The 25799-nt window shown below is 63.5% G+C and carries 16 protein-coding genes (1 of these 16 cut by a window edge); 6 read left to right on the top strand and 10 right to left on the bottom strand.

Annotated features, from left to right (window positions below; all coding sequences use genetic code 11):
* Positions 1 to 101: 101 nt before the first annotated feature.
* Positions 102 to 503, bottom strand: a complete 402-nt coding sequence (locus AD662_RS19700; RefSeq protein ID WP_018609421.1) for a lysozyme inhibitor LprI family protein — start codon at positions 501 to 503, stop codon at positions 102 to 104.
* A gap of 142 nt (positions 504 to 645) precedes the next feature.
* Between AD662_RS19700 and AD662_RS19695 the strand changes: the two genes are divergently transcribed.
* A complete protein-coding gene (locus tag AD662_RS19695) occupies positions 646 to 1104 on the top strand; it encodes an SRPBCC family protein (RefSeq protein WP_018609420.1) in 459 nt (152 codons plus the stop codon).
* A 465-nt stretch (positions 1105 to 1569) separates the two neighbouring features.
* Here the strand turns inward: AD662_RS19695 and AD662_RS19690 are convergent, their stop codons facing one another.
* Together AD662_RS19690 and AD662_RS19685 are read right to left on the bottom strand one after the other, a co-directional pair.
* On the bottom strand, positions 1570 to 1947 hold the full coding sequence (locus AD662_RS19690) for a hypothetical protein (RefSeq protein ID WP_053189551.1): 378 nt from the start codon (positions 1945 to 1947) through the stop codon (positions 1570 to 1572).
* Positions 1948 to 2125: 178 nt separating this feature from the next.
* Positions 2126 to 3073, bottom strand: coding sequence for an AraC family transcriptional regulator (locus tag AD662_RS19685; protein ID WP_018609418.1), 948 nt, complete (start codon positions 3071 to 3073; stop codon positions 2126 to 2128).
* A gap of 201 nt (positions 3074 to 3274) precedes the next feature.
* Between AD662_RS19685 and AD662_RS19680 the strand changes: the two genes are divergently transcribed.
* Positions 3275 to 4012: an SDR family oxidoreductase gene (locus AD662_RS19680; RefSeq protein WP_018609417.1), complete on the top strand. Its 738-nt coding sequence runs from the start codon at positions 3275 to 3277 to the stop codon at positions 4010 to 4012.
* Positions 4013 to 4237: 225 nt separating this feature from the next.
* On the opposite strand, the gene inhA is transcribed toward AD662_RS19680, so the two are convergent.
* The gene (inhA, locus tag AD662_RS19675; RefSeq protein WP_053189549.1) at positions 4238 to 4924 is read right to left on the bottom strand and encodes an isonitrile hydratase; all 687 of its coding nucleotides are present in this window, start codon (positions 4922 to 4924) and stop codon (positions 4238 to 4240) included.
* 99 nt (positions 4925 to 5023) lie between these two features.
* Here inhA and AD662_RS19670 point away from each other — a divergent pair, with 99 nt between their 5' ends.
* The gene (locus AD662_RS19670) at positions 5024 to 6016 is read left to right on the top strand and encodes a GlxA family transcriptional regulator (RefSeq protein WP_053189547.1); all 993 of its coding nucleotides are present in this window, start codon (positions 5024 to 5026) and stop codon (positions 6014 to 6016) included.
* On the opposite strand, the gene AD662_RS19665 is transcribed toward AD662_RS19670, so the two are convergent.
* Together AD662_RS19665 and AD662_RS19660 are read right to left on the bottom strand one after the other, a co-directional pair.
* The gene (locus AD662_RS19665) at positions 5985 to 6887 is read right to left on the bottom strand and encodes an alpha/beta fold hydrolase (RefSeq protein WP_053189553.1); all 903 of its coding nucleotides are present in this window, start codon (positions 6885 to 6887) and stop codon (positions 5985 to 5987) included. The two genes, AD662_RS19670 and AD662_RS19665, sit on opposite strands and share 32 nt — an antisense overlap.
* 28 nt (positions 6888 to 6915) lie before the next feature.
* Positions 6916 to 7293: a hypothetical protein gene (locus AD662_RS19660; protein WP_018609413.1), complete on the bottom strand. Its 378-nt coding sequence runs from the start codon at positions 7291 to 7293 to the stop codon at positions 6916 to 6918.
* Between the two features lie 578 nt (positions 7294 to 7871).
* On the opposite strand from AD662_RS19660, the gene AD662_RS19655 reads away from it, so the two are divergent.
* Positions 7872 to 8237, top strand: coding sequence for a DUF6124 family protein (locus AD662_RS19655; protein ID WP_053189545.1), 366 nt, complete (start codon positions 7872 to 7874; stop codon positions 8235 to 8237).
* 181 nt (positions 8238 to 8418) lie between these two features.
* On the opposite strand, the gene AD662_RS19650 is transcribed toward AD662_RS19655, so the two are convergent.
* The 4 genes from AD662_RS19650 to tam form a co-directional block, all read right to left on the bottom strand.
* Entirely contained in the window at positions 8419 to 10242 is a 1824-nt protein-coding gene (locus AD662_RS19650) for a glycoside hydrolase family 15 protein (RefSeq protein WP_053189543.1), read from the bottom strand.
* Positions 10235 to 11035, bottom strand: coding sequence for an SDR family oxidoreductase (locus AD662_RS19645; protein ID WP_053189541.1), 801 nt, complete (start codon positions 11033 to 11035; stop codon positions 10235 to 10237). The genes AD662_RS19650 and AD662_RS19645 overlap by 8 nt, the downstream gene beginning before the upstream one ends.
* A 242-nt stretch (positions 11036 to 11277) precedes the next feature.
* Entirely contained in the window at positions 11278 to 12411 is a 1134-nt protein-coding gene (locus AD662_RS19640; protein WP_053189540.1) for a cupin-like domain-containing protein, read from the bottom strand.
* A 91-nt stretch (positions 12412 to 12502) separates the two neighbouring features.
* The gene (tam, locus tag AD662_RS19635) at positions 12503 to 13273 is read right to left on the bottom strand and encodes a trans-aconitate 2-methyltransferase (RefSeq protein ID WP_053180754.1); all 771 of its coding nucleotides are present in this window, start codon (positions 13271 to 13273) and stop codon (positions 12503 to 12505) included.
* Positions 13274 to 13489: 216 nt separating this feature from the next.
* On the opposite strand from tam, the gene AD662_RS19630 reads away from it, so the two are divergent.
* Both AD662_RS19630 and AD662_RS19625 read left to right on the top strand, forming a co-directional pair.
* Positions 13490 to 14272 (top strand): thioesterase II family protein, encoded by a 783-nt coding sequence (locus AD662_RS19630; protein ID WP_074849748.1) that lies wholly within the window; start codon positions 13490 to 13492, stop codon positions 14270 to 14272.
* Positions 14273 to 14469: 197 nt separating this feature from the next.
* On the top strand, positions 14470 to 25799 hold the 5' portion of the coding sequence (locus AD662_RS19625; protein ID WP_053189538.1) for a non-ribosomal peptide synthase/polyketide synthase. It continues 1255 nt past the right edge of the window; 11330 of the gene's 12585 nt are visible here — the first part of the coding sequence; it begins with the start codon at positions 14470 to 14472; the stop codon falls past the right edge of the window.

Genomic DNA, 25799 nt, shown 5'->3' with positions numbered 1-25799 from the left:
ATCTGCTGATGCAGGTAGGGGTTTTGTTTTTGCCTGCAATAAAAAGCTTTGGCCAAAAAAAGGATGACCTGTAGAGGTCATCCTTTTTTGCATCCAGGCCCTTAAGCCTCGGGTACTGGGCAGCTCAGATCCCCTTCCTTGCACTTGAGATAGGTCTTGAATGCCTCGACCCGGGCTTTAGTCTGGGCGGTGATGCAATTGCTGTAGATCAGCGGATAGACGCTACCGCCCTCGACCCCGGAGGCGGAGAAATTGCATTCGGCATCACGGAAACCTATCCAGGCACGCTGCGCCTTGACCAGCATCTGCTTGGCCTCCGGGTTGTCCTTCAGGCGTGCTGTGATCTGCTTGTACAAGCTGTTCAGCTCGTTGTCGGCGGCCTTGTTTTCTTTGGCTGCGCATTGGTTCATTTCGCCTTGAGTGGTGGCGTCGGCGCAGTCGTCGGCCTGGGCAACAGTGACGAAAAGCAGCGGCATCAGGGCCAGAAGCAAGCGCGGGGACATGTTTGGTCTCTCCTTGAGGGGGGTGAAAACGCCGGGTGAGTTTACATTGCTCCATGCAGTTTTAAAGAAGGCGGTCCTGATACAACTTTCTGGTTGGCCTTGTGGTCTTACAAGCCTACTGTTGAAACACAGGAGGTGACCCATGCATTCATCCGACCGCATTGAAAGAAAGATCCTGCTCAAGGCTCCGCGCTCTCATGTCTGGCGAGCCCTGGCCAATGCCGAAGCTTTCGGCCAATGGTTCGGTGTCGCCCTTGAGGGGAAACGGTTTGTGGCAGGGGAGCGTACCCAAGGGCAAATCACTTACCCAGGTTACGAACACCTCATCTGGGACGTAGCGGTGGAGCGGGTGGAGCCCGAGCGGGTCTTCTCGTTTCGCTGGCACCCGTACGCTGTCGAGCCGCAGACGGATTATTCCCAAGAGTCCGAAACCCGGGTGCAATTCGAACTCGAAGACATGGACGGCGGCACCTTACTCAAAGTCGTGGAGTCAGGTTTCAACAAAATTCCTGAAGCTCGCCGGCTCAAGGCTTTTCGCATGGACAGTCGTGGCTGGGACGAGCAGATGGCCAACATTGAAGCGTTCCTGAACAAGTCTTGAGCTTGGCCGGCGGATGGGGCTAAGGGGTTTCGGAAGGGTAGGTATAGCGAATGTCTTACATGAAATGGTAGCTATGTCGTCTATTTCATTTTGGATCCGAGGCGTAATCTGGACTCATCCACTGAAGCACAGGAAGTGCTCAGGATCAGGGACGATCGACCATGCAAGGATTGGCTATCGACAGGGAGTCGTAATGGTCTTGGAAAAACCCGCTTCGGCGGGTTTTTTTTCGCCCGTTAAAAAGTCAGGAAAGCGCCCTATAGCGAAACGCTTACACACCGTTGCTGCTTTGTCGTCTTTTTCCACAATACCGATGGGCCTAATCTATGTTCATCCACTGGGTACAGGGAGTGCTCGGGGTCATGGATGATTGGACCAGGCATGGAATGCCGGACAGGGAGTCAAATTGGTCCTCAAAAAACCCGCCTAGGCGGGTTTTTTTTCGTCTGTGAAAAAGTGGCCTGATCATGCCAGGCGCCGGGTCATGGTGCGGTCGGAGCCATCGGCAGCCAAGGTCTGGCCTCCCGGCGTCCGGTCCGCACCATCAGCAGCGAGAGTCTGACCCCCAGGCGTCCGGTCCGCGCCATCGGCAGCGAGAGTCTGGCCCCCAGGCGTCCGGTCCGCGCCATCGGCAGCGAGAGTCTGACCTCCAGGCGTCCGGTCGGCACCATCGGCAGCCAAGGTCTGCCCTCCCGGCGTCCGATCCGTACCATCAGCGGCCACTGGCTGCTGGTAATCGCCAGCCTGGGTAAAGAAACGGTCTTGTTGCTGGCTCGGCAGGGCAAACGCACTGACGCTCAGGGCGAAGGTGGTAACGGCGATCAAGGTGTTGAACGTTTTCATGGTAAAGACTCCGGTCATATCAAGGGTTGAGTGCCGGGTCGTTCAGATGTCGTGATCTGCTGAACCCGTTGCAGCGGCGACGGTTGTCTTTGCTGCATGGGTTCAGATTAGGGGCGAGGCGGGGCGGGCGTTAGACGGATACTGTCCTGGTTTTGCCTGATCCTGTTTGTGTGCAGGATCAGGCGCTACTGGCTTGCAGTGCCTGGGCACGCAAACGAGCGATGTCCTTGCTCGGGGAGGCGCCAAATAGACGGCTGTATTCACGGCTGAACTGCGAAGGGCTTTCATACCCCATCTTGTAGCCAATTGACGAAACGTCGCTGTTCTCTGCCAGCAGCAACCGTCGAGCTTCCTGCAAGCGCAGTTGTTTCTGGTATTGCAGCGGGCTCATGGCGGTCACGGCTTTGAAGCGGTGATGCAGCGCCGAAGGGCTGAGATTGATCATTTGTGCCAGGCTGTCGATGCTCAGCGGTTCGGCGTAATGGGTATTGAGCCACTCGATGGCACGGCTGATGCGATGGGTCTGGGTGTCGGGAATGGCGATTTCGTGCAAGCGCTGGCCTTGGGTACCACGCAGCAGCCGGTAGAAAATCTCCTGTTGGGCCAACGGCGCGAGGGTGGCGATATCGTCCGGGCTGTCCAACAGCCGCAACAAGCGCAACAGCGCGTCGAGTAATGGCGTATCGATACGGTCCAGGAACAACCCGCGTCCGGTTCTTTCGGCCGGCACGCCGATAGGGCTGGCGTCGGCAATCAGGCGGCAGATCTGAGCCGGGTCGATATCGAGGCGGATGCACAGGTAGGGGTGCTCCGGGCTGGCTTCAATCACCTGGCCGGCCAGCGGCAGGGTCACCGAGACGACCAGATAATTGAGTGGGTCATACACGTAGCATTCGTCCGCCAGGCGCACTTCCTTGCGTCCCTCGATAATCACGCATAAACCAGGCTTGTGCACGGTGTGCAGGGCTTCGGTCGGCTGGTCGCTACGGATCAGGTGCAAGGCCTCGATGGCCGTAGGGTGGACGCCGTATTCCGGCGCAAAGCGCTTCATCAGGCTCGCCAGTTCGGCGCGGCGCTGGCTGACGCCGTCGTCTGGCGCAATGTGGATGGACGTGGATACCGACATGCCGATCAATCTCCCAGGCCAAATTGAGTGGACCGCGCTAGTAAAGCCGATTGCGCGGCTGTCGGCCAGAGTCGGTTTTATCGCCACAGGATCGTGCAAGTGCGCAGGAGGATCCGGCTAACCCAGGCCGTGGTCGGTTCCCTAATCTGGACCTGTCAAAACGCTCCCACCGGGGCAACACATCCAGACGAGGGAACCATCATGTCCGATATTCAAAACAAAGTAGTGGTCATCACCGGCGCCAGCAGCGGGATTGGTGAAGCGGCGGCGCGGTTGCTTGCGGCTCGCGGTGCCCGTGTCGTGCTTGGCGCCCGGCGCATCGATCGTCTGCAAACACTGGTGCAGGAACTCGAAACCGCCGGCCAGCAGGCGGTCTGCAAAGCGGTGGACGTGACCCGTCGCGACGACGTCCAGAACCTGATCGACTTCGCTGTCCAGCGTTTCGGTAGGGTCGACGTGATCATCAACAATGCCGGGGTCATGCCGCTCTCCAAGCTCGAGGCGCTGAAAGTCGAGGAGTGGGACCGCATGATCGACGTCAACATCCGTGGCGTGCTCCACGGCATCGCCGCCGGCCTGCCGCTGATGCAGCGCCAGCGCAGCGGCCAGTTCATCAACATCGCGTCCATCGGTGCCTACGCCGTCAGCCCGACGGCCGCCGTGTATTGCGCCACCAAGTTTGCCGTGCGGGCGATTTCCGAGGGTTTGCGCCAGGAAGTCGGGGGTGATGTACGGGTGACGGTGATTTCCCCTGGCGTGACCGAATCGGAACTGGCCGAGAGCATTTCCGATGAAGGTGGCCGTGCCGAAATGCGCGAGTTCCGCAGGATCTCCATTCCCGCCGAAGCCATCGCCCGGGCAATCGCCTACGCCATCGAACAACCGGCGGACGTAGACGTCAGCGAACTGATCGTGCGCCCCACCGCCAGCCCGTTTTGAATCGAGTTGACCCGACAGGAGAACCCTCATGAGCGAGTGGTATCGCCATGAGGGAAACCTGAGCTCTGTGGCGGGCCCTGCTGTGTGGGAGCAAGGCTTGCCCGCGATAGAGGCGATGCGGTCTTTCCAGAAACAGAGGCGCCTGTTTCGCGAGCAAGCTTTGCTCCCACAGATGAGCTCAGTTCCCACAGCCCAGCCCAGCTATGCCTGGCTGGGGGCTTATCGCTACACCCGCTCCAACCGCGCCGCAGCACGCTGGGTGATCTGCGAGCGCACCCGGAACGACTCGGCCGCACGCCGCTGGGCTTCTTCCAGCACGCGCGTTGGTGCGGTGTCCGGGCTGCCGGCGTTGAACGGCGGGGCAGGGGCGTATTCGAGCTGCAGCTGGACCAGTTCGGCGGTGTCCTGGTCGAACAGTTCGGCCGCCAGGGTCAAGGCAAAATCGATCCCGGCCGTGATGCCGCCACCGGTGAGCAGGTTGCCATCGCGGACCACGCGATCCTTGACCGGTGTCGCGCCCAAGGTTTGCAGCAGGCTGTGATAGGCCCAATGGGTGGTGGCGCGTTTGCCTTGCAACAGGCCCGCCGCACCAAGCACCAGCGAACCAGTGCACACGGACGTGATGTATTTCGCCTCGGCGGCCTGCCGCTTGATGAAGGCCAGCGTCTGCTCGTCTTCCATCAGGGGGCCGACGCCGGTCCCGCCGGGAACGCAGATCACGTCGAGCTTCGGGCAGTCCTCGAACGTGGTAGTGGGCAGCAACACCAGCCCGGTGCTGGCAGTGACCGGCGCCAGGTCCTTCCAGATCAGGTGGACCTTCACGTCTGGCAACGAGGCCAGTACGTCATAAGGGCCGGTCAGGTCCAACTGCTGGACTTGGGGGAATAACAGCAAACCGATCTGCAGCGTCATGTCGCGTGCTCCTTTGGATGATGCCCGAGGGGTGGACGGTTTTACTTTAGATCCGTAGGCTCTGGCGTATACGCCAATAAACCCACGAATCACGCCAATATGCCCAAACCACCGAAAACCGTTCATGTGCTGGCCTTCGCCAACGTGCAAGTGCTGGATGTCACCGGGCCTTTGCAGGTGTTTGCCTCGGCCAACGACCTGGCTCGCCAGCAAGGCTTGCCGTTGCCCTACACGCCCACGGTCATCGCTGTGGGTGGCGGGGCGGTGATGTCCTCGGCAGGGTTGGCGCTGTTAGCCGAACCGCTGCCGAGCGAAGGCAGCGACACGCTGTTGATCGCTGGTGGCTGGGGCGTGTACGAAGCGGCGAAGGATCCGGCACTGGTGGCCTGGGTCAAGGAGCACGGCCGGCGTTCGCGACGGGTGGCGTCGGTGTGCACCGGGGCGTTCCTGCTGGCTGCCAGCGGTTGGCTGGACGGGCGGCGTGTGGTGACGCACTGGACCCGCTGCGAACAACTGGCCGAGCAGCATCCGCAGTTGCGGGTCGAACCCAATCCGATTTTCATCAACGATGGCCCGGTCTGGACCTCGGCTGGGGTCACGGCCGGCATCGACCTGGCCCTGGCGCTGGTGGAGGAAGACCTGGGCCGCGCGGTGGCGCTGGAGGTCGCCCGGCAGCTGGTGGTGTTCCTCAAGCGTCCCGGTGGGCAATCACAGTTCAGCGTGACGTTGTCGCTGCAAAAGCAGGGCAGTCGGTTTGATGACCTGCATGCCTGGATCGCCGAAAACCTCACCCGCGACCTGGGCCTGTCGAGCCTGGCCGCCGAGGTCGGTATGAGCGAACGCAGCTTTGTGCGGCACTACCGCGCCGACACCGGTCAGACCCCGGCGCGGGCGGTGGAGTTGATTCGCGTGGAAACCGCTCGCCGCCTGTTGTCCGACACCGCTGTGTCGATCAAGCGGGTGGCGGTGCAATGTGGCTTCGGCAGTGAGGAAACCTTGCGCCGCAGCTTTTTGCGGGCCATGGGGGTGACACCCCAGGCCTATCGCGAGCGGTTCGCCGTCAGCCCTCAAGCAGATCCAGCAATGCCTTGAGCGTGGCCTCGGGGGCTTCCTGTGGGATGTTGTGGCCGACACCGACCAGCACGCGGCGCTCGTAAAAACCTGTGAAATGTTCGGCGTCTTCATCATGTTCCGGCGCTGGCCCCACGCCGTCGTCGGCGCCGCACAGGGAAATGCTCGGCACGCTGATGGCCGGTTGTGCCGCCAGCCGTTCCTCCATCCACTCCAGCGTCGGGTCGCCCGGTGCGTACATGAAGCGATGGCGGTAGGAGTGGATCACCACGTCGACGAAGTCCGGGTTGTCGAACGACGCAGCACTGAGGGGATACCGTTCGGCGCCACGTTTCCAGGTCGGTGACCACAGGCGCCAGAGCAACTCACACAGTTCACGTCGGTTCCGGGTCAGGCCCTCGACGCCCCGCGCCGTGTGGAAATAGTACTGGTACCACAGGCGATGTTCGGTTTCCGGGTCCAGCGGCTGCGTGGAACGGGGAATGTCCTGCAGGTTGTAGCCGTCGCCAGTCACCAGGCAGCGAACGCGCTCGGGCCACAGCGCCGCGACGATACACGCCGCCCGACCGCCCCAGTCGTAGCCGCACAGCGCGGCCTGGGGGATGGAGAGTGCGTGCATCAGGTCCAGCAGGTCCTGCGCCAGTGCCGCTTGTTGGCCGGAGCGCAGGATGGCCGGGTTGTTGAACCGGGTCGGGCCGTAGCCGCGCAGGTAGGGCACGATGACCCAATATCCACGCTCGGCCAGGGCGGGTGCGACTTCATCGAAAGCCCTGGGGTCGTAAGGAAAGCCGTGCAGCAGGATGACGGGCTCGCCGCTGGCGGGACCGTGTTCTTCGTAGGCGATGCGCAACAGCGGCGTCACGGCGAAGTTGACCTTGGGATCGAGGTTCATGTTGGCCTCCGGCATTGCTCGGTTGCGGTCAGGCGGGTTCCTGGTTCACGTATTTGGCCCGATCCGGCGTGAACGTCACGATCATGTTCGTGCTGGAGCAGGTCAGGGTGCGCTCCTGGGTCAAGTCGATGTCCAGGTCTTCACCGCGCAGGCCCTGCCATTGGGCGAGGTACTTGAGACAGCCGAATTTTTCGTTTTTCTTCAGGCTGCGGCTGACGCCACCTTTCCACCCCAGTACCGGCAACTCACCGGCCAGGCAGCGTTGCGCCAGTTCGGGAAACTTCACCGCGCGGTCGCGGCCGATTTCCCAGCATTTGATCAGGCCCCGGTCCTGGCCCTCCCAGAGGTCTTCGCGGGTCAGGCCTCTTCGGGGTGGGGTGGTGATGGGGCGTTTGATATGGGTCATGTCAGGTCCTTGAGTCGGGTTTTTATCGGGCAGCTCCGCTGCACCCGTGAGAGCAACGATCTTAGGAGGGGTTTGGGGGGCTGGCAACTCGAAACGGGACGTAACTAGTTTTTGTGGCGAGGGGATTTATCTGTGGCGAGGGGATTTATCCCCGTTGGGCTGCGAAGCAGCCCCCTAAACAGCCAACTCAATCTGCCTGATGCACCGAGGTGCTGGTTACAAGGGGGCTGCTTCGCAGCCCAACGGGGATAAATCCCCTCGCCACAGTGGTGCGGTGTTCCTACAAAAAAATAGGTGAACCGGAATTTTCTGACGAGTCGCGGCGGTTGCCGGTTAGGAAATAGCGGGGATAGGCTTTGCTCGTCGCTGCGAAATCAGCGACCGGGTTTGGTCGCCCGGGTTTAGAATGGCGCACGGTGCCGCGCGAGCGGCTGTCTGCTTTATGGCTGACTGTGCGTGGGAGGGCTTCGGGCCCTGCCGGGTTTCCATTCCCTGGTCGACCAACCTGCGTACAGTTCGCCACCCCTCTGCTTGGTCGCGGAAATGGCGAACTCCACTTTCGAATGGAGATTCACATCATGGTCAAGATCACCCCCAACCCTCCACGCGCCGAAGACCTCTCTGCCTACACCACCCTCGATACAAAAAAACTCCGCGAAGCCGCCGACCGGGCGCTGAATATCCATTTGTCGCCCACGCCGCCTAAACCCGACACCCGGGACGACCAGGTTTTCACCGTGGTCCCCGGCCTCAACACCGAATCGGTGCTGACCACCCTCAGCGAAACCCTGGCCTCGGCCGATGCGCTGGTCAGTGACCTGGGGTTCGATCTGGAAGGTTCCCGGCGGCATGTTGCGCTGGGGATTCAGCAACTGATCGAGCTGGCCAGGTTGTTGGCCAACCGTGCGTTGGATGACCTCGAGCTGGCCGACTCAGCGCGGTAGCCGGCACACCATGATCGTTCCCACGCTCCGCGTGGGAATGCAGCCCGTGACGCTCTGCGTCACCCTCCAGAAGCGGAACGCGGAGCGTCCCTGGCGGCGTTCCCACGCGGAGCGTGAGGAACGATCACAATGAACGCGTCACCTTCATCGCGGGCAAGCCTTGCTCCCACAAAAGCCTAGTTCACGGCTGCCAATGAGTTTTCTCCCCGCTCAACTTGCGGTCCAGGAAGCTCGCCGCGCTGATCAGCGCAAGATGGGTCAGGGCTTGGGGAGTGTTGCCCAGGTGGTAGCCGTGGCTGTCGAATTCTTCGGCGTACAGCCCCAGCGGGTTGGCGTAGCGCAGCAGTTGTTCGAACTCCAGCTGGGCTTTTTCCACGCGGCCGGCGCGGGCCAGGCATTCGACGTACCAGAATGAGCAGGCCGCGAATGAGCCTTCGATGCCGCTGAGGCCGTCGATGGGGTTGTCGTCGTTGCGGTAGCGATAGACCATGCCGTCGCGCACCAGGTTTTTTTCGATGGCGTCGAGTGTCGAGAGCCAGCGCGGGTCGCGGGCGCTGACGAAGCGCACCAGCGGCATCAACAGCATCGAGCCGTCCAGGGCGGTGCTGCCCAGGCGCTGGATGAAGTGCTGGTGTTCGTCGTTCCAGAAGTTCGTCCAGATGTCCTGGTAGATGGCTTGGCGCGTCTCGTCCCAGCGGGCGAACGGGGCGGGCAGGGAGCGTTTTTCGGCCAGGCGGATGGCGCGATCCACCGCGACCCAGCACATCAGCCGCGAATGCAGGAAATGCTGTTTGTCGCCGCGCATTTCCCAGATACCCACATCCTTGTCCTGCCAGACCTTGCACACCTGGTCGACCACCTCGACGGTGTGTTTCCAGCCTTGATGGGAGATCGCTTCGCCGTATTTGTTGACCAGGTACACCGCGTCCATCAGCTCGCCGAAAATGTCCAACTGCACCTGTTTGTAGGCCAGGTTGCCGATGCGCACCGGTCGGGCGTTGCCGAAGCCGCTCAGGTGTGGCAACTCGGTTTCCGGTAGCTCCTGCCTGCCGTCCAGACCGTAGAGAATATTGAGTTTGATCGGTTGATCACAGCAGTCACTGACCCGGCCGCGCAGCCAGCGCATGTAGGCGTTGGCTTCTTCGACGAAGCCCAGGCGGATGAACGCATAGACGGTAAAGGAAGAGTCGCGGATCCAGGTGTAGCGATAATCCCAGTTGCGTTCGCCGCCGCGGGTTTCCGGCAGGCCGAAGGTGGCGGCGGCGAGGATGGCGCCGTGTTTGCGCGAGGTCAGCAGCTTCAGCGCCAGGGCCGAGCGGTTGACCACTTCCCGCCAGCGTCCCCGGTAGGTGGACTGGCCGATCCAGCCGCGCCAGAACGCCAGGGTGCGTTCCAGGCAAATCGCGCTGACATCGTCCTGAAGGCGCGGGTCGTCGATGCCACCCAGCAGGAATTCGGCGCTCTGGCCCTGCGCCAGGGTGAACTCGGCCACCGCCGCATTGCCGTCCAGCGTCATGGGCTGGTCGGAGCATAGGCGCAGGCTCGGTTGCCCCGGCGCCTCGAAACAGATGTGGGCAGCGTCCTGGCGCGCCGTGGTGGCGGCCCGGGCGTAGTCATGCCGCACCGCGCAGCGCATGCGAAACGTCGCGCTGCCGACGGTCATGTGCACCTTGCGCATCAACACCGGTAAATCATCCTCGCTGTCGCCGATGGGCAGCAGGTCGGTGACTTCCACCACGGCGCCGTCGCTCAGCCAGCGGGTTTGCAGCACGTTGGTGTCGGGCAGGTAGATCTGCTGGCGGCGGGCATTCGGCAGGTCCGGGGCCAGTTGGAAAATGCCCGCTTCGGGCGTATCCAGCAGCGAACAGAAGATCGATGGGCTGTCGAATTCCGGCCAGCAGAAAAAATCTATGCTGCCTTGGTCATTGACCAGCGCGGCGCTGCGCATGTCGCCGATGATGCCGTGGTTCTCGATGGGGCTCTGTGGTTCGTGATCGTTAGCCATTGCCGCGAAACCCCGGATAAAGGCTCATCCCGCCATCGATGAACAACGTGGTGCCCACCACATAATCGGACAAGTCCGAGGCCAGCCAGACCACCGCGTTGGCGACGTCCTCCACAGCGCCGACGCGACCGTAAGGAATCAGCTCCAGCAGTTTCTGTTCCTGCTCGCCCTCGGTGGCTTCGCGGTTGATGGCCGTGCGGATGGCGCCGGGGGCGATGCTGTTGATGCGGATGCGCTGGTGGCTGGTTTCCTGGGCCAGGCTCTGCATCAGCAGATCGACCCCGCCCTTGGACGCGGCGTAATTGGCGTGGCCGGCCCAGGGAATGCGCTGGTGCACCGAACTCATGTGAATGATCTTGCCTGCGGCCCGGGACACGCCGTGGCGAATACCCTGGCGGGTGAAAATCCGCAGGGCGGCGCGAGCGCAGAGGAACTGGCCGGTGAGGTTGGTGCCGATCACGGTGTTCCAGTCTTCCAGGCGCATGTCGACGGTGGCGGCATCTTTTTGCAGGCCGGAGTTGGCCACCAGGATGTCCAGCGCGTCAAAGGCTTCGAGGGTCTGGGCGAACAGCCGCTCGACGTCCGGCTCCTTCGACACATCGGCCCCGACGGCGATGGCGCGGCCGCCGTTGGCGTTGATTTCACGGGCCAGGTCTTGCGCCGGGCCGGCGCTGGAGTGGTAGTTGAGCACCACTGCGGCACCCGCGTCTGCCAACGCCCTGGCCGCGCCTGCGCCAATGCCGGAGCTGGCGCCGGTGACCAGGGCAACCTGTCGGGCGAGGGATATCTGCATGGTCTAGCACCTTGAATGGAGGGCCTTACCTGCTGACTGGCGTGAGGCGTGCAGAGTTCAGTTGGGTGAAGCGGTCTTCATATTCCAGGTCCAAACACAAACCTGTGGCAAGGGGACTGTGGGAGCATAGCTTGCTCGCGAAACAGGCGACTCGATTTCTGAAAGACCGCATTGCCTTCATCGCGGGCAAGCCTTGCCCCCACAATCCTCCAGCCACAAAGAATTTTGCTTCAGGTCGGCTGTTACCAACCCCGCCCCGAATTCACCCAGAAATTCACCGACAACGACGTAGACACCGACTCCACCTGATGGAACCAACCCTCAGGCAAAAACAGCAAATCCCCAGCCTCCAATGTCACGCGCATGAAGGTCACGTCGCGGGCGTGGGGGAAGCGTTGGTAGTCCGGCGCGTCCGGGTTGAAATCACAACCGTCCAGCCCGCCTTGGGGCGCCGTGGACCAGGTGCCCAGGGCTTCGCGGTGGTGAGGCGCGGCGAGGGTGAAGGTTTTCTGGCCCCAGACCTGGGCGAACAGGTTGTCGGTGTCGTCGCGGTGCAGCGGCGTCAGGGTGCCCTTGGGGCCGATCCAGATGCGCGGCGGGATGAACAGCGAGGGGGCGAAGTAGGGCGGGTACTTGATCTGCTCCATCAGTTGCGCCGGCAGGATGTTGTTGCCCATGTAGGCCGGTGGTTCGCCGTCGGCGCCCTTGGTCGCCGGTCTGTCGAGGGCGGCGATGAAGTCGGCCATGGACGTGGAGCGGAAATCCCGCTCGGTGGAGAAGGTCTTCTTCACGTAGTCGCCGTGGCGGGTGATGCCTTGCAGCTCGGCAAAATGCACCAGGGATTCTTCGCGGCTGAGCTTGAACAACGGCCAGTCCTGCAAGGCATCGCTGATGACCAGCGGAATGCCGTGGGGTAAATAGCGCGCTTGAAACTCCTGCACCGACAGCTCGCTGCGAGGCCGCCGTTCCACGCTGCGTTGGGGCGGCAGGCTCGCGGTGAGTTTTTCGCTGAAGCGCGACGGGGTGGGGTAGCGCTTGTTCATGTCGACCTTTTCCACCACGCCACCGCCATGCCGGGCATGGTCGATGATCTGCGGCAGCAACGTCGCCAGGCCCATGTTGCCGCCGATCTTCAGGCGCCCGCTGGCGAACAGTTCCTCGACATTGGCCATGCCGGCCATGATCCCGAGGAAGTCCTTTTCCGCCACCTCGATGGTCACGTCAGGGCTGCTGTGGCGGCCAGCTTCGGTGCGGCTGCTGGCCTTGACCTCGGACCAGTACGCCTGGTGCGGGCCGAACACGAATTGGAAGACGCCTTCGATACCAACGGCGCCGGCATTGGCGAACAGCTTGCCCAGGATGGTGTGCAGGTCCACGGCGGTCACTCTTGCGGGTTTTTGGTCTTAGCAGGTAACGAGGGCCCGGATCAGAAATTTAGGCCCCGTCGCTGCGTCATCGACCGTCGCCCTAGCGCGTCGCGACCATGAACAACCGGGGAAACGGCAGCAGCACCGTCCCATCGTCCTGGGCGGGATAAGCCTGTTCGATCGCCTTGAGGTAGCGGGCCAGGTACTGCTCGCGTTGCGCCTCGTCCAGCGGCTCGAGAAACGGCCGCAAGGCGCTGCCCTTGAACCATTCCACCACGCCTGCGGCACCGCCGGCCAAGGGGTGATGGTAGGTGGTGCGCCACACATCGACGCGGCTGCAGTGGGGCTTGAGGATCGAGTAATAGGCGCTGGCATCCGCCATCTCGGTACGCGAATCAGCCGCCGCGGCCAGTTGGCTGGCCCAAGGCCCGTTGGCAGCGATTTCCCGCATCAAGCGGTGGGAGGGCTGGTGCAGGTTGTCGGGCATCTGGATTGCCAGGCTGCCACCGGGAGCGAGCTTGCCCACCAGCGAGGGCAGCAGGGTGGCGTGGTCAGGCAGCCATTGCAGCACGGCGTTGGCGAAAATCACGTCGAACGGCCCGGGCTCATCCCATTGGCCGATGTCGGCAGTGTCGAACGCCACGGCGGGCAGGCGTTTGCGTGCGGCGTCGACCATGTCGCTGGAACTGTCCAGGCCGCGCACCGTGGCGCTGTTGAAATGTTCCACCAGCAGCTCGGTGGAATTGCCCGGGCCGCACCCCAGGTCGATCACCGAGCCGGCCTGTGTCGGGGGGATGGCGGCGAGCAGGTCCCGGGACGGACGGGTGCGTTCCTGTTCGAAGGTGACGTATTGCTTGGCGGACCAGCTCATGGCGTTCTCCTGTGCAGTGCGGTGAGTCGAGGTGCCGCCAGTATAAGGTCGTGTGGGAGGATGAACCGCGTTATCGTTCATCGCGGGCAAGCCTTGCTCCCACAAGCCTTGCTCCCACAAGGGGCAGGCATCTCGTGGCGAACGTCACGGTTTTGACTAATTCCATGGGTTACGATTTCGTTATCTTCCCTACACGACCGATCGGAGAAAACCGCAGTGACCCAACTGACCCTGCTGTGCCTGCCTTATTCCGGCGCCAGCGCGATGGTGTACAGCCGCTGGCGGCGCACGTTGCCGCAATGGCTGCACGTGCAACCGGTGGAACTGCCGGGGCGCGGAGCGCGCTTCGACGAGCCGCTGCATACCGACATGGGCCCGTTGGCGATGCAGCTGGCGCGGGAGCTGCGTCCGTCGCTCCAGGCCCCTTACGCCTTGTTTGGCCACAGCCTGGGCGCGCTGCTGGCCTGTGAAATCGCCCATGCCCTGCGTGAACTTGGCTGCCCGGAACCGGTGGCGTTGTTTGCATCCGGCACCGCGGCGCCGACGATGCGGGCCGACTACGACCGCGGTTTCGCCAAGGCGAAAACCGACGCCGAGTTGATCGAGCAACTGCGCACCCTCAACGGTACGAGCGAGGAGATCCTGGCCAATGAAGAGCTGATGGCCTTGACCTTGCCGGTCCTGCGCGCCGATTTTTTGCTGTGCGGACATTTCCAGCCGCGGCCGCGGCCGCTGCTCAACTGTCCGGTGCACGTGTTCGGCGGCACGGCCGACAAGGCCACCACGGAGCAACTGATGGGCTGGCGCCAGGAAACCACGGGCAGCTTTTCGGTGGACATGCTGGCGGGCGGGCACTTCTTCATTCATGAGCACGAGGCCAAGGTGCTGCGGCTGATCAAGGATCAGTTGAGCGTGCATCATCGGCGGCATGGGTTGGCCACTGTGGCGAGGGGATTTATCCCCGTTGGGGCGCGAAGCGGTCCCATTCAAACTACCTGACGCAATACCGCCTCGGTTTTTGGGGCTGCTTCGCAGCCCAACGGGGATAAATCCCCTCGCCACAATGTGACTGTCCTGCCTGTCGGGAAGCTCTTCCTGACACTTGTTCTCAAACGCTAATTTTTCCGGTTTGCATTCGTTTCATAGGGACGACTTGCCTTTGTGCCTTGTGCCCACTGATTCCGGATACCCCAGAAATGAATGCTGAAGACGCCTTGAAACTTGCTCGCCGGTTTATCGGGTTGCCCCTGGAAAAGCGCCGGATGTTCCTGGCCGCGCTGGACAAGGAGGGCGTGGAGTTCAGCGGTTTTCCCATCCCCCGGGGCGTCGAGGCCGAGGATCGCCAGGTGTTGTCCTATGCCCAGCAGCGCATGTGGTTTCTCTGGCAGCTGGAGCCGGACAGCGGTGCCTACAACCTGCCGGGAGCGGTGCGGCTCAAGGGCGCGCTGAGCCTGCCAGCGCTGGAGCAAGCTTTCGCCAGCCTGGTGGCCCGTCACGAAACCCTGCGCACGGTGTTCCAGCGCCAGGCCGACGACAGCCTCCTGCAAGTGCCGACCGACACGCCGCTGGTGATCGAGCACAGGGACTTCAGCGCCATGCCGGCAGCCGAGCGCGAGCAAGCGGTGCGTCGGGCCGCCGAGGAACAATCACTGCGGCCCTTCGACCTGTCCAGCGGCCCTTTGCTGCGGGTCGAACTGCTCAAGCTCGATGATCAGGAGCACGTGCTGCTGCTGACCTTGCACCACATCGTCTCCGACGGTTGGTCGATGAACGTGCTTATCGACGAGTTCATTCGCTGCTATGACGCCCATGAAGCGGGCGTGGAACCTCAGTTGGCCGACTTGCCGATCCAGTACAGCGACTACGCCCTGTGGCAGCGGCGCTGGCTGGAAGCGGGCGAGCTGCAGCGTCAACTCGATTACTGGCAAGCGCAGCTGGGCGATGAGCATCCGGTGCTGGAGCTGCCCATCGACTATCCGCGCCCGGTGCTGCCGAGCTATCGCGGTCGCCGCCTGGAGCAGGTGGTGGACGCCGTGCTGGTCGAGCAACTGCGCGGCGTTGCCCGCCAGCATGGGGTCACGTTGTTCATGCTGTTGCTGGGGACTTTCAATATCCTGCTGTACCGCTATACCGGGCAAGATGACTTGCGGGTCGGCGTCCCGATCGCCAATCGCAACCGCCGGGAAATCGAAGGGCTGATCGGTTTCTTCGTCAACACCCAGGTATTGCGGGTGCAACTGGACGGCCAGACTCGCCTCGGCGACCTGTTGCGTGACATCAAGGAAACCGCCCTCGGCGCCCAGGCCCACCAGGACCTGCCCTTCGAACGGTTGGTCGAGGCGCTGAAGCTTGAGCGCAGCCTGAGCTACAACCCATTGTTCCAGGTGATGTACAACCACCAGCCGGAAGTGGCCGACGTCACCACGCTGAAAGTCGGCAGCGGTCTGGAGTTGGGCGTCATCGAGTGGGAAACCCGCAGCACCCAGTTCGACTTGAGCCTGGACACCTACGAAAAGGGCGGGCACTTGCATGCGGCGTTCACCTACGCCAGTGACTTGTTCAGCCACGACACCATCGAGCGCATGGCTCGGCACTGGACGTTGCTGTTGCGCAACATCGTCAACGACCCGCAGCAGCGCGTCGGCGAGCTGGCGTTGTTGGCGCCGGCCGACTATCGGCAGGTGGTGACAGAGTGGGCGCGCCACGACACGAGCTGGCCGAGTGAGCGCCCGGTGCATGAACTGTTCGAGGCCCAAGCTCAACGTAGCCCGGACGCCGTCGCCTTGATCTGCGATGGACAACGATTGAGCTATGGCCAGCTCAATGCCCGATCCAACCGCCTGGCGCGCACATTGGTGGCGGCGGGGGTCGGTCCTGACGTGCTGGTGGGCATCGCTGTCGACCGGAGCCTGGACCTGGTGGTGGCCATTCTTGCCGTGCTCAAGGCCGGCGGTGCCTACGTGCCGCTGGACCCCCAGTACCCGGTGGATCGCCTTCGATTCATGATCGAAGACAGCGCCAGCCGTTTGCTCCTGAGCCAAAGCCATTTGCTTGAACGACTGCCTGTGCCCGACGGCGTGCGTTGCCTGTGCCTGGATCAGGCCGAGTCCTGGGAAAACGCCGAGCCAGGCAACCTGCAGCGCAAGGTGTGGGCCGACAGCCTGGCCTACGTCATGTTCACCTCCGGCTCGACCGGGCGGCCGAAAGGCGTCGGTATCAGCCACGGCGCGCTGAGCAAGCATGCGTTCGCCTCGCAGTACTATTACGGCTTGAGCAGCACTGACTGCGTGCTGCAATTCGCGACGTTCAACTTCGATGCCTTTGGCGAGCAACTGTTCGGCCCGCTGACCTGCGGCGCCTCGGTGGTGCTGCGCGGCAACGAGGTCTGGGACAGCGAAACCCTGTACCGCCAGATCGTCGAGCAGGGCATCACGGTCATGGACTTGACCACCGCCTACTGGAACATGATCGCCAAGGAGTTCGCCGCTGTCGGGCCGCGTGACTATGCGGCGCTGCGCCAGGTGCACAGCGGTGGTGAAGCCATGCCGCCCGAAGGCGTGCAGGCCTGGCGCCGGGCCGGGCTGGAGCAGGTCAAGCTGCTCAACACCTACGGCCCGACCGAAGCCACGGTCACGGCCACCACCCTTGATTGCAGCGATTACGTCTTCAATCGCCGGCCGCTGCCGCTGACCTTGCCCATTGGTCAACCGCTTCCAGGCCGGCATACCTATCTACTGGATGCGCACCTCGCGCCCACGCCGGTGGGGGTGACTGGCGAACTGCTGATTGGCGGCGAGCTGCTGGCGCGTGGTTACTTTCAACGCCCGGCCTTGACCGCCGAACGTTTCATCCCCGATCCGTTCTCCACCCGCGGTGCGCGCCTGTATCGCACCGGCGACTTGGCGCGCTTCAATGCCTTGGGCGAAATCGAATACGTGGGCCGCGTTGACCATCAAGTGAAGATCCGCGGCTTGCGCATCGAGCTGGGCGAGGTCGAAGCACGCCTGTTGGAACTGGCGGCGGTCAGTGAAGCCGTCGTACTGGCGGTGCAGGGTGGCAGCAGCTTGCAACTGGTGGGTTACGTGGTGCCCAAGGATGCATCGCTGGTGTCGGCCTCGGCTGATGAGCAGGGCGCTGCGCGGGAAACCCTCAAGGCGCAACTCAAGGAGCATCTGCCGGATTACATGGTGCCAACCCAGCTGGTGTTCCTTGCGCAATTGCCGCTGAGCCCCAACGGCAAGCTCGACCGCAAGGCCTTGCCGTCAGCGGATGCCAGTCAACTGCAGCAGGCCTTTATCGCCCCCCGCAGCGAACTGGAGCGAGGCATCGCGGCCATCTGGCAGGACGTGCTCAAGCTTGAACAGGTCGGCTTGACCGACAACTTTTTCGAGCTGGGTGGCGACTCGATCATCTCGATCCAGGTGGTCAGCCGCTCGCGGCAGGCCGGGATCCATTTCACCCCCCGTGACCTGTTCCAGCATCAAACCGTGCAAGGCCTGGCGAGCGTCGCGCAACAGGGCGGCAGCGGGCTGCAGATCGATCAGGGGCCGGTCAGCGGCGAACAGCCGTTGCTGCCCATCCAGCAGGTGTTTTTCGAGGACGCCATTGCCCAGCGTCACCACTGGAACCAGGCCGTCTTGTTGCGCAGCCATCTACCGTTGCAGGCCCCGGCGCTGCTGCAGGCCCTCAACGCCGTGTTGGCGCATCACGATGCCTTGCGTTCACGCTTCGTCGAAACCCCGGCAGGCTGGCGGGCCGAGGTCGTGCCGATGGTGGTCGACCCTGAGTTGTTGTGGACGGCGGACAACCTGAGCGCCGCTGAGCTGCAAGACCTGTGTGCCAAGGCTCAGTGCAGCCTCGACCTGCACAATGGCCCGCTGCTGCGCGCGGTGCTGGCGAGCATGGCCGATGGCAGCCAGCGTCTGTTATTGGCCGTGCACCATCTGGCCGTGGACGGTGTGTCGTGGCGCATCCTGCTGGAAGATCTGCAACGGGCTTATCAACAGGCCAGCGCCGGCACCGCCATCAAGCTGCCGGCCAAGACCAGCGCCTACAAGGCCTGGGGTGAACATCTGCAGGCCTACGCCAGCACGGAAAACGTTCAGGCCGAACTGACGTTCTGGCAGCAACAACTGCAAGGCGCGGGAGTGGATCTGCCGTGGGATAACCCCCAAGGCAGCCGGCAAAGCCGTTACGCCAAAGTGCTGCACAGCCGTCTCGACAAAACCCTCACTCAACAGCTGCTGCAACAGGCTCCCGCGGCGTATCGCACCCAGGTCAACGACCTGCTGCTGACCGCCCTGGCGCGGGTGATCTGTCGCTGGACCGGCCACGCCGACACCTTGATCCAGCTCGAAGGCCATGGCCGCGAAGAGTTGTTCAAAGGCGTCGATCTGACCCGCACGGTCGGCTGGTTCACCAGCCTGTTCCCGGTGCGGCTGACCCCGGCCGATGGCGTGGGCGCCGCGATCAAGCAGATCAAGGAGCAACTGCGGGCGATCCCGAACAAGGGCATCGGTTTCGGTGTGCTGCGCTACCTCGGCGACGATGCGGCGCAAGCCTGTCTCAAGGCCTTGCCATTGCCGGGCATCACCTTCAATTACCTCGGCCAGTTCGACGGCAGTTTCGATGCCCGGGAGGGTGCGCTGTTCAGCCCGGCGGGGGAAAGCGCCGGGCGCGAGCAGAGCCTTGATGCGCCACTGGATAACTGGCTGAGTGTCGAAGGCCAGGTCTACGACGGCGAGCTCGACTTGCGTTGGACGTTCAGCCTTGAGCAATTCAACGAGGCGACCATCGCCCGTCTGGCCGATGACTATGCCCGCGAACTGGAAGCGCTGATCGGCCATTGTTGCCAGGCCCATTCCATGGGTACCACGCCGTCGGACTTCCCGCTGGCGCGCATCACCCAGGCGCAGTTGGACGCGATCCCGGTGCCCGCTGCCGCCATCGAAGACATTTATCCACTGTCGCCGATGCAGCAAGGCATGCTGTTTCATACCCTGTACGAGCAGGGTACCGGTGCCTACATCAACCAATTGTGCGTGGATGTCGATGGCCTGGACCCCGAGCGTTTCCGCGCGGCGTGGCAGGCGACCCTGGACGCCCATGAGATCCTGCGCAGCGGCTTCATCTGGCAGGGTGAGTTGCAGCAACAGTTGCAGATCATCCACCGCCGTCTGGCGCTGCCCTACACCGTGCTCGATTGGCGCGCACGCCATGACGTCGCCCAGGCCCTCAAGGATTTCATTGCCGCTGACCTGGCCATGGGGTTTGACCTGACCCAGGCCGGGCTGCTGCGGGTCACGCTGATTCAACTGAGCGATGAGCGTCATCACCTGATCTTTACCAACCACCATATCCTGATGGATGGCTGGAGCAGTGCGCAGATGCTCGGTGAAGTGCTGCAGCGCTATGCCGGTCAGCAGCCGCCGCGACCGGTCAGCCGCTATGCCGATTACATCCAATGGTTGCAGCGCCAGGACGCCGCCCTCAGCGAAGCGTTCTGGCTGGGGCAACTGGCCGACCTCCAGGAGCCGACGGTACTGGCGAACGCCGCTGCGGCGGGTGGCGAGGTGCGCAGCGAAAGCGCTCATGCGCTCAGGCATTACCACCTGGATGCGCCGGGCACTGGCCGTCTCAACGCGTTCGCCCGCCAGCAGAAAGTCACCGTCAACACCCTGGTGCAAGCGGCGTGGCTGCTGCTGTTGCAGCGCTACACTGGCAGCGACTGCGTGGCGTTTGGCACCACCGTGGCCGGGCGGCCGGCGGAGCTGGTTGGCATCGAACAACAGGTCGGCCTGTTCATCAACACCTTGCCGGTGATCGCCGGCTCGCGTCCGGACCAGACCGTCGCGGCCTGGCTGGCCGCCGTACAGGCGCAGAACCTGAGCCTGCGCGAGTTCGAGCACACGCCGCTGGCGAGCATCCAGCGCTGGGCTGGGCAGGGCGGGGGAGCGCTGTTCGACAGTCTGCTGGTGTTCGAGAACTTCCCGATTTCCGCGGCGTTGCAACACGGCACCGCCCAAGGCGTGGTGTTCGGCGAAGTCGCCAACCAGGATCAGACCCACTACCCGCTGACCCTGGGCGTGACCTTGGGCGAGACGCTGGCGCTGCACATGAGTTTCGACCAGGCGCATTTCAGCGTTGCAACCATTGAGCGCTTGAGTGCGCAACTGTTGCTCCTGCTGGAGCGGTTTGCCGAATCCGCCGAGCGTCGCCTCGGCGAGATTGCCCTGGCCGATGACGAGGAGCACAGGGCGCAACAGGCTGCCAACCACCCGCAGTCCTACCCGACCGACATGGCCGTACACCAACGCATCGCCCATCTGGCGACGCACAAGCCCGACGCGACGGCGGTGATCTTCGACGGCCAGCGCTTCAGCTATGGCGAGATCGACCGGCGGGCCAACCAGTTGGCGCACGCCCTGATTGCCCGTGGCGTGGGCCCGGAAACCCGCGTTGGCGTGGCCCTGCCGCGCAGTGAAGGGGTGATCGTCGCACTGCTGGCGGTGCTCAAGGCCGGCGCGGCCTATGTGCCGCTGGACACCAGCTACCCACGGGAACGCCTGGCCTACCTGATCGAGGATTCCGGGCTGGCGCTGTTGCTCACCGACTCCCGGGTGTCGGCGCAACTGCCGCTGGAAGGCGCCAACCAGGTGCTGGAGCTCGATCACCTGGACCTGAGCCTGCAATCGGCCGATTCCCCTTCGATCACCGTCGATCCGCAGAACCTCGCCTACGTCATCTACACCTCCGGTTCCACCGGCAACCCGAAAGGCGTGAGCGTGGCCCACGGTCCGCTGGCGATGCACTGCCAGGCCATCGGTGAGCGCTATGAAATGCGCGACAGCGATTGCGAATTCCATTTCATGTCGTTCGCCTTCGACGGTGCCCATGAACGCTGGCTTACCAGCCTGACCCACGGTGCCTCGCTGCTGATTCGCGATGACAGCCTGTGGACCCCGGAACAGACCTACAACGCCATGGGCGAACACGGTGTGACGGTGGTGGCGTTCCCGCCGGTGTACCTGCAACAACTGGCCGAACACGCCGAGCGCGAGGGCAACCCGCCGAAGGTGCGCATCTACTGCTTTGGCGGCGATGCGGTGCCCAATGCCAGCTTCGAACGGGTCAAGCGCGCCCTCGACCCGGACTACATCATCAACGGCTACGGCCCGACCGAAACCGTGGTCACGCCGCTGATCTGGAAGGCTGGCCGCGACGTGGCGTGTGGCGCCGCCTATGCGCCCATCGGCAGCCGCATCGGCGACCGCAGCGCCTACGTGCTCGACGCTGATTTGAACCTGTTGCCCCAGGGCATGGCCGGCGAACTGTACCTGGGCGGCAGCGGCCTGGCGCGGGGGTACCTGAACCGTCCGGGCCTGACGGCCGAGCGATTTATCGCTGACCCGTTCAGCAGCGGCGGTTTGCTCTACCGCACCGGCGACCTGGTGCGCCAACGCGCCGATGGCACTTTCGATTACCTGGACCGCATCGACAATCAAGTGAAAATCCGCGGCTTCCGCATCGAACTGGGCGAAGTCGAAGCCAGCCTGCAAGCCCTTGAAGGCGTGCGCGAAGCGGTTGTCGTAGCCCAGGAAGGTGCTGCTGGCAGCGGCAAGCGCCTGGTGGCCTATGTGGTGGCCAATGAAACCGTGCCAAAGGATTTCGCCGAGCACTTGCGTGACCAGCTCAAGGCGACCCTGCCGGCACACATGGTCCCGGCTTATCTGCTGCTGCTCGAACGCCTGCCGTTGACCCCCAACGGCAAGCTCGACCGCAAGAACCTGCCCAAGCCCGACGTCAGCCAATTGCAGCAAACCTACGTGGCCCCGCGCAGCACGCTGGAACAGCAACTGGTGTCGATCTGGCAGGACGTGCTCAAGCTCGCGCAAGTGGGCCTACGGGACAACTTCTTCGAGCTGGGCGGCGACTCCATCGTCTCGATCCAGGTGGTCAGTCGTGCTCGGTTGGTCGGTATGCACTTCACGCCGAAGGACCTGTTCCAGCACCAGACCATCGAGGCCCTGGCCGCCGTGGTACAGACGGGCGCGCCGCTGCAATTGATCGACCAGCAACCCGCGACCGGCGAAACCGCACTGCTGCCGATTCATCATTGGTTCTTCACCCAGCCGATCCCCGACCGCCATCACTGGAACCAGTCGGTGATGCTCAAGCCGACCCAGGCGCTGGATGCGCAGGCGCTGGAACAGGCCTTGGGCGCACTGGTCGTGCACCACGACAGCTTGCGCCTGGACTTCATCGAGCAGGGCGAACGCTGGACCGCGCGTTACCGTGACGTCGAGGCGCAGGCCGCCGACACGCTGCTCTGGCAAGCCGACGTCGACGATCTCGCCGCACTGCAAGTGCTGGGCAACCAGGCCCAGCGCAGCCTGCGACTGGAGGGCGGGCCGCTGATCCGCGCGCTGCTGGCGAACCTCGCCGATGGCACGCAGCGGCTGTTGCTGGTTGTCCATCACCTGGTGGTGGACGGTGTGTCCTGGCGGATACTGTTCGAAGACCTGCAAAGCGCTTATCGCCAGACCCTCGCGGGCGCGGCGGTGCAACTGCCGGCCAAGACCAGCGCGGTCAACGCCTGGACCGCCGCGTTGCAGGACTATGCCGCCAGCGCACCCTTGCAGGCCGAACTGGGCTTCTGGCAGCAGCAGTTGCACGGCGCCCCGGCCGGTTTGCCGTGGGACAACCCCCAGGGCGGGCAGCAACAGGGCCAAGCCGTGACGATTCGCACGGCACTGGACAAAAACCTCACCCGGCAATTGCTGCAGCAAGCCCCGGCGGCCTATCGCACCCAGGTCAACGACCTGCTGCTGACGGCGCTGGCGCGGGTGATGGTGCGCTGGACCGGCGATGACAGTGTGTGGGTGCAACTCGAAGGCCACGGCCGTGAGGATCTGTTCGCCCATGTCGACCTGAGCCGTACCGTAGGCTGGTTCACCAGCCTGTTCCCGGCCCGACTGACGCCGGTCGCCGACCTCGGTGCTTCGTTGAAGCAGATCAAGGAGCAACTGCGCGCCATCCCCAATAAGGGCATCGGTTTCGGGGCCTTGGCGCACCTGGGCGATGACCTTGCGCGTGAAGCCCTGCAGGCCTTGGCGAAACCGCAACTGACCTTCAATTACCTTGGTCAGTTCGACGGCAGTTTCGATGCGGCCGCCGATGCCTTGTTCGTGCCGACCACAGAGCGCGGTGGCGAGGAAGTGAACCTGCAAGGTCCGCTGGGCAGCCCGCTGGCCCTTGACGGCCAAGTGTTCGGCGGTGAATTGGACTTGAGCTGGACCTTCAGCGGCGAGCTGTTCAATACCGCGACCATCCAGCACCTGGCCGATGACTACGTGCAAGAGCTCACTGCGCTCATCGGCCATTGCTGCGACAGCCACAGTGGTGGCGTGACGCCGTCGGATTTCCCGCTGGCGCGGCTGACCCAGGCGCAACTGGACACCCTGGTCCAAGCACCACAGGCCATCGACGACATCTACCCGCTGTCGCCGATGCAGCAGGGCATGCTGTTTCACTCCTTGCTCGGGCAGGGCGGCGGCGACTACATCAACCAGATGCGCCTCGACGTCGAAGGCGTCGATCCGCAGCGTTTCCGCGCGGCCTGGCAAGCGGTGGTCGATGCCCATGACATCCTGCGCAGCGGCTTCTTCTGGCAGGGTGACCTGGAGCAGCCGGTGCAAATCGTCCAGCGTCAGGTCGAGGTGCCGTTCCGTATGCTCGACTGGAACGGGCGGGCTGATATTGATGGCGCCCTGCAAACCCTCGCCGATGAAGAACGGGACCAAGGCGTGGACCTGACCCAGGCACCGCTGATGCGCCTGGTGCTGGTGCGCACGGCGACTGATCGGCATCACCTGATCTACACCAACCATCACATCCTGATGGATGGCTGGAGCAGTGCGCAGTTGCTCGGCGAAGTGTTGCAGCACTACCGCGGCGACGCGGTAGCACGTCCGGCTGGACGTTATCGCGACTACATCGCCTGGCTGCAACGCCAGGACGCGAGCCTCGGCGAAAGGTTCTGGACGCAACAATTGCGCACGCTGGATGAGCCGGTGCGCCTGGCCCAGGTGTTTGCGCGCCCGGCCCAGGACGTCTCGGCGAATCTGTACGGTCATCATCTTGTGCAACTGGATGCGCAGCAGACCCAACGCCTGGCCGAGTTCGCCCGCGAATCCAAAGTGACCGTCAATACCCTGGTGCAAGCGGCCTGGCTGCTGCTGTTGCAGCGCTACACCGGTAAGGCCAGCGTGGCGTTCGGCGCGACGGTGGCGGGGCGGCCGGCGGACCTGGTGGGTGTCGAGGGCCAGATCGGCCTGTTCATCAACACCTTGCCGGTCATCGCCAGCCCGCGTCCGGAACAGGCGCTGGGCGACTGGCTGCACAGCGTCCAGGCGCAGAACCTGGCCTTGCGCGAGTTCGAGCACACGGCGCTGTTCGACATCCAGCGCTGGGCCGGCCTGGGCGGCGAAGCGTTGTTCGACAACATCCTGGTGTTCGAGAACTACCCGATTTCCGAAGCCCTGGAGCACGGTGCGCCCGAAGGCTTGCGTTTCGGTACCGTGGATAACCTGGAACAGACCCACTACCCGCTGACCCTGCTGGTCAGCCTCGGTGCCGAGCTGGCGGTGCAGTTCAGCTACCAGTGCGCCAGTTTCGCCCCGGCCTCGGTCGAGCAGATCGGCGTGCATTTGCGGCGCTTGCTGCTGCAAATGACCGACGGTACCCAACGACCCCTGGGGGAACTGAGCTTGCTCGACGGCGGTGAAACCCGCCAGCAGGTGCAAGGCTGGAACGCCACCGCGGCCGACTATCCGGACGAGCGTTGCGTGCACCGGCTGTTCGAGGCCCAGGCCCGCCAAACGCCGGATGCCACCGCGCTGGTGTTCGCCGAGCAGGCGCTGAGCTACGCCGAACTCGACGTTCGGGCCAACCGCCTGGCCCATCGCTTGATTGAACAAGGCGTGGGGCCCGATCAATTGGTCGGCGTCGCGCTGGAGCGTGGCGTGGAGATGATTGTCGCCTTGCTGGCGATCCTCAAGGCCGGCGGCGCCTATGTGCCGCTCGACCCGCAATACCCGGCCGACCGGCTGGCGCACATGATCGAAGACAGCGGCATCGAACTGCTGCTGACCCAACGTTCGCAGCTCAACCCATTCGCGGCACCCTGTGGGAGCGAGCCTGTGGGAGCAAAGCTTGCTCGCGATGGCGGTGGTTCAGTCAATGGTGATGGTGGGTGTGCCGACGCTATCGCGAGCAAGCTTTGCTCCCACAGGCTATCCCCCACAGGGGCCGGGGTTGGCGTCAAGACATTGGTGTTGGACCAGGAGGGTGACTGGCTCGACGGTTATGCCTGCGAGGCGCCGGCGACGCGCCTGGATGCGGAGCACTTGGCCTACGCCATCTACACCTCGGGTTCCACGGGCAAACCCAAAGGCGTGATGGTGCGGCATGGGGCGCTGGTGAATTTCGTCGCCAGCATGGCCCGCGAACCGGGCATCGTGGCCAG

The sequence above is a fragment of the Pseudomonas kilonensis genome, assembly GCF_001269885.1.
Lineage (GTDB): Bacteria > Pseudomonadota > Gammaproteobacteria > Pseudomonadales > Pseudomonadaceae > Aquipseudomonas > Aquipseudomonas kilonensis.
The sequence above is the reverse complement of the archived record's forward strand: the minus strand, read 5'-3'. Positions and strand labels throughout refer to the sequence as shown.

Bases quoted from the DNA above. Each gene is read 5' to 3' on its own strand.
- AD662_RS19700 (WP_018609421.1), bottom strand. From the start codon at position 503: ATGTCCCCGCGCTTGCTTCTGGCCCTGATGCCGCTGCTTTTCGTCACT.
- AD662_RS19695 (WP_018609420.1), top strand. From the start codon at position 646: ATGCATTCATCCGACCGCATTGAAAGAAAGATCCTGCTCAAGGCTCCG.
- AD662_RS19690 (WP_053189551.1), bottom strand. From the start codon at position 1,947: ATGAAAACGTTCAACACCTTGATCGCCGTTACCACCTTCGCCCTGAGC.
- AD662_RS19685 (WP_018609418.1), bottom strand. From the start codon at position 3,073: ATGTCGGTATCCACGTCCATCCACATTGCGCCAGACGACGGCGTCAGC.
- AD662_RS19680 (WP_018609417.1), top strand. From the start codon at position 3,275: ATGTCCGATATTCAAAACAAAGTAGTGGTCATCACCGGCGCCAGCAGC.
- inhA (WP_053189549.1), bottom strand. From the start codon at position 4,924: ATGACGCTGCAGATCGGTTTGCTGTTATTCCCCCAAGTCCAGCAGTTG.
- AD662_RS19670 (WP_053189547.1), top strand. From the start codon at position 5,024: ATGCCCAAACCACCGAAAACCGTTCATGTGCTGGCCTTCGCCAACGTG.
- AD662_RS19665 (WP_053189553.1), bottom strand. From the start codon at position 6,887: ATGAACCTCGATCCCAAGGTCAACTTCGCCGTGACGCCGCTGTTGCGC.
- AD662_RS19660 (WP_018609413.1), bottom strand. From the start codon at position 7,293: ATGACCCATATCAAACGCCCCATCACCACCCCACCCCGAAGAGGCCTG.
- AD662_RS19655 (WP_053189545.1), top strand. From the start codon at position 7,872: ATGGTCAAGATCACCCCCAACCCTCCACGCGCCGAAGACCTCTCTGCC.
- AD662_RS19650 (WP_053189543.1), bottom strand. From the start codon at position 10,242: ATGGCTAACGATCACGAACCACAGAGCCCCATCGAGAACCACGGCATC.
- AD662_RS19645 (WP_053189541.1), bottom strand. From the start codon at position 11,035: ATGCAGATATCCCTCGCCCGACAGGTTGCCCTGGTCACCGGCGCCAGC.
- tam (WP_053180754.1), bottom strand. From the start codon at position 13,273: ATGAGCTGGTCCGCCAAGCAATACGTCACCTTCGAACAGGAACGCACC.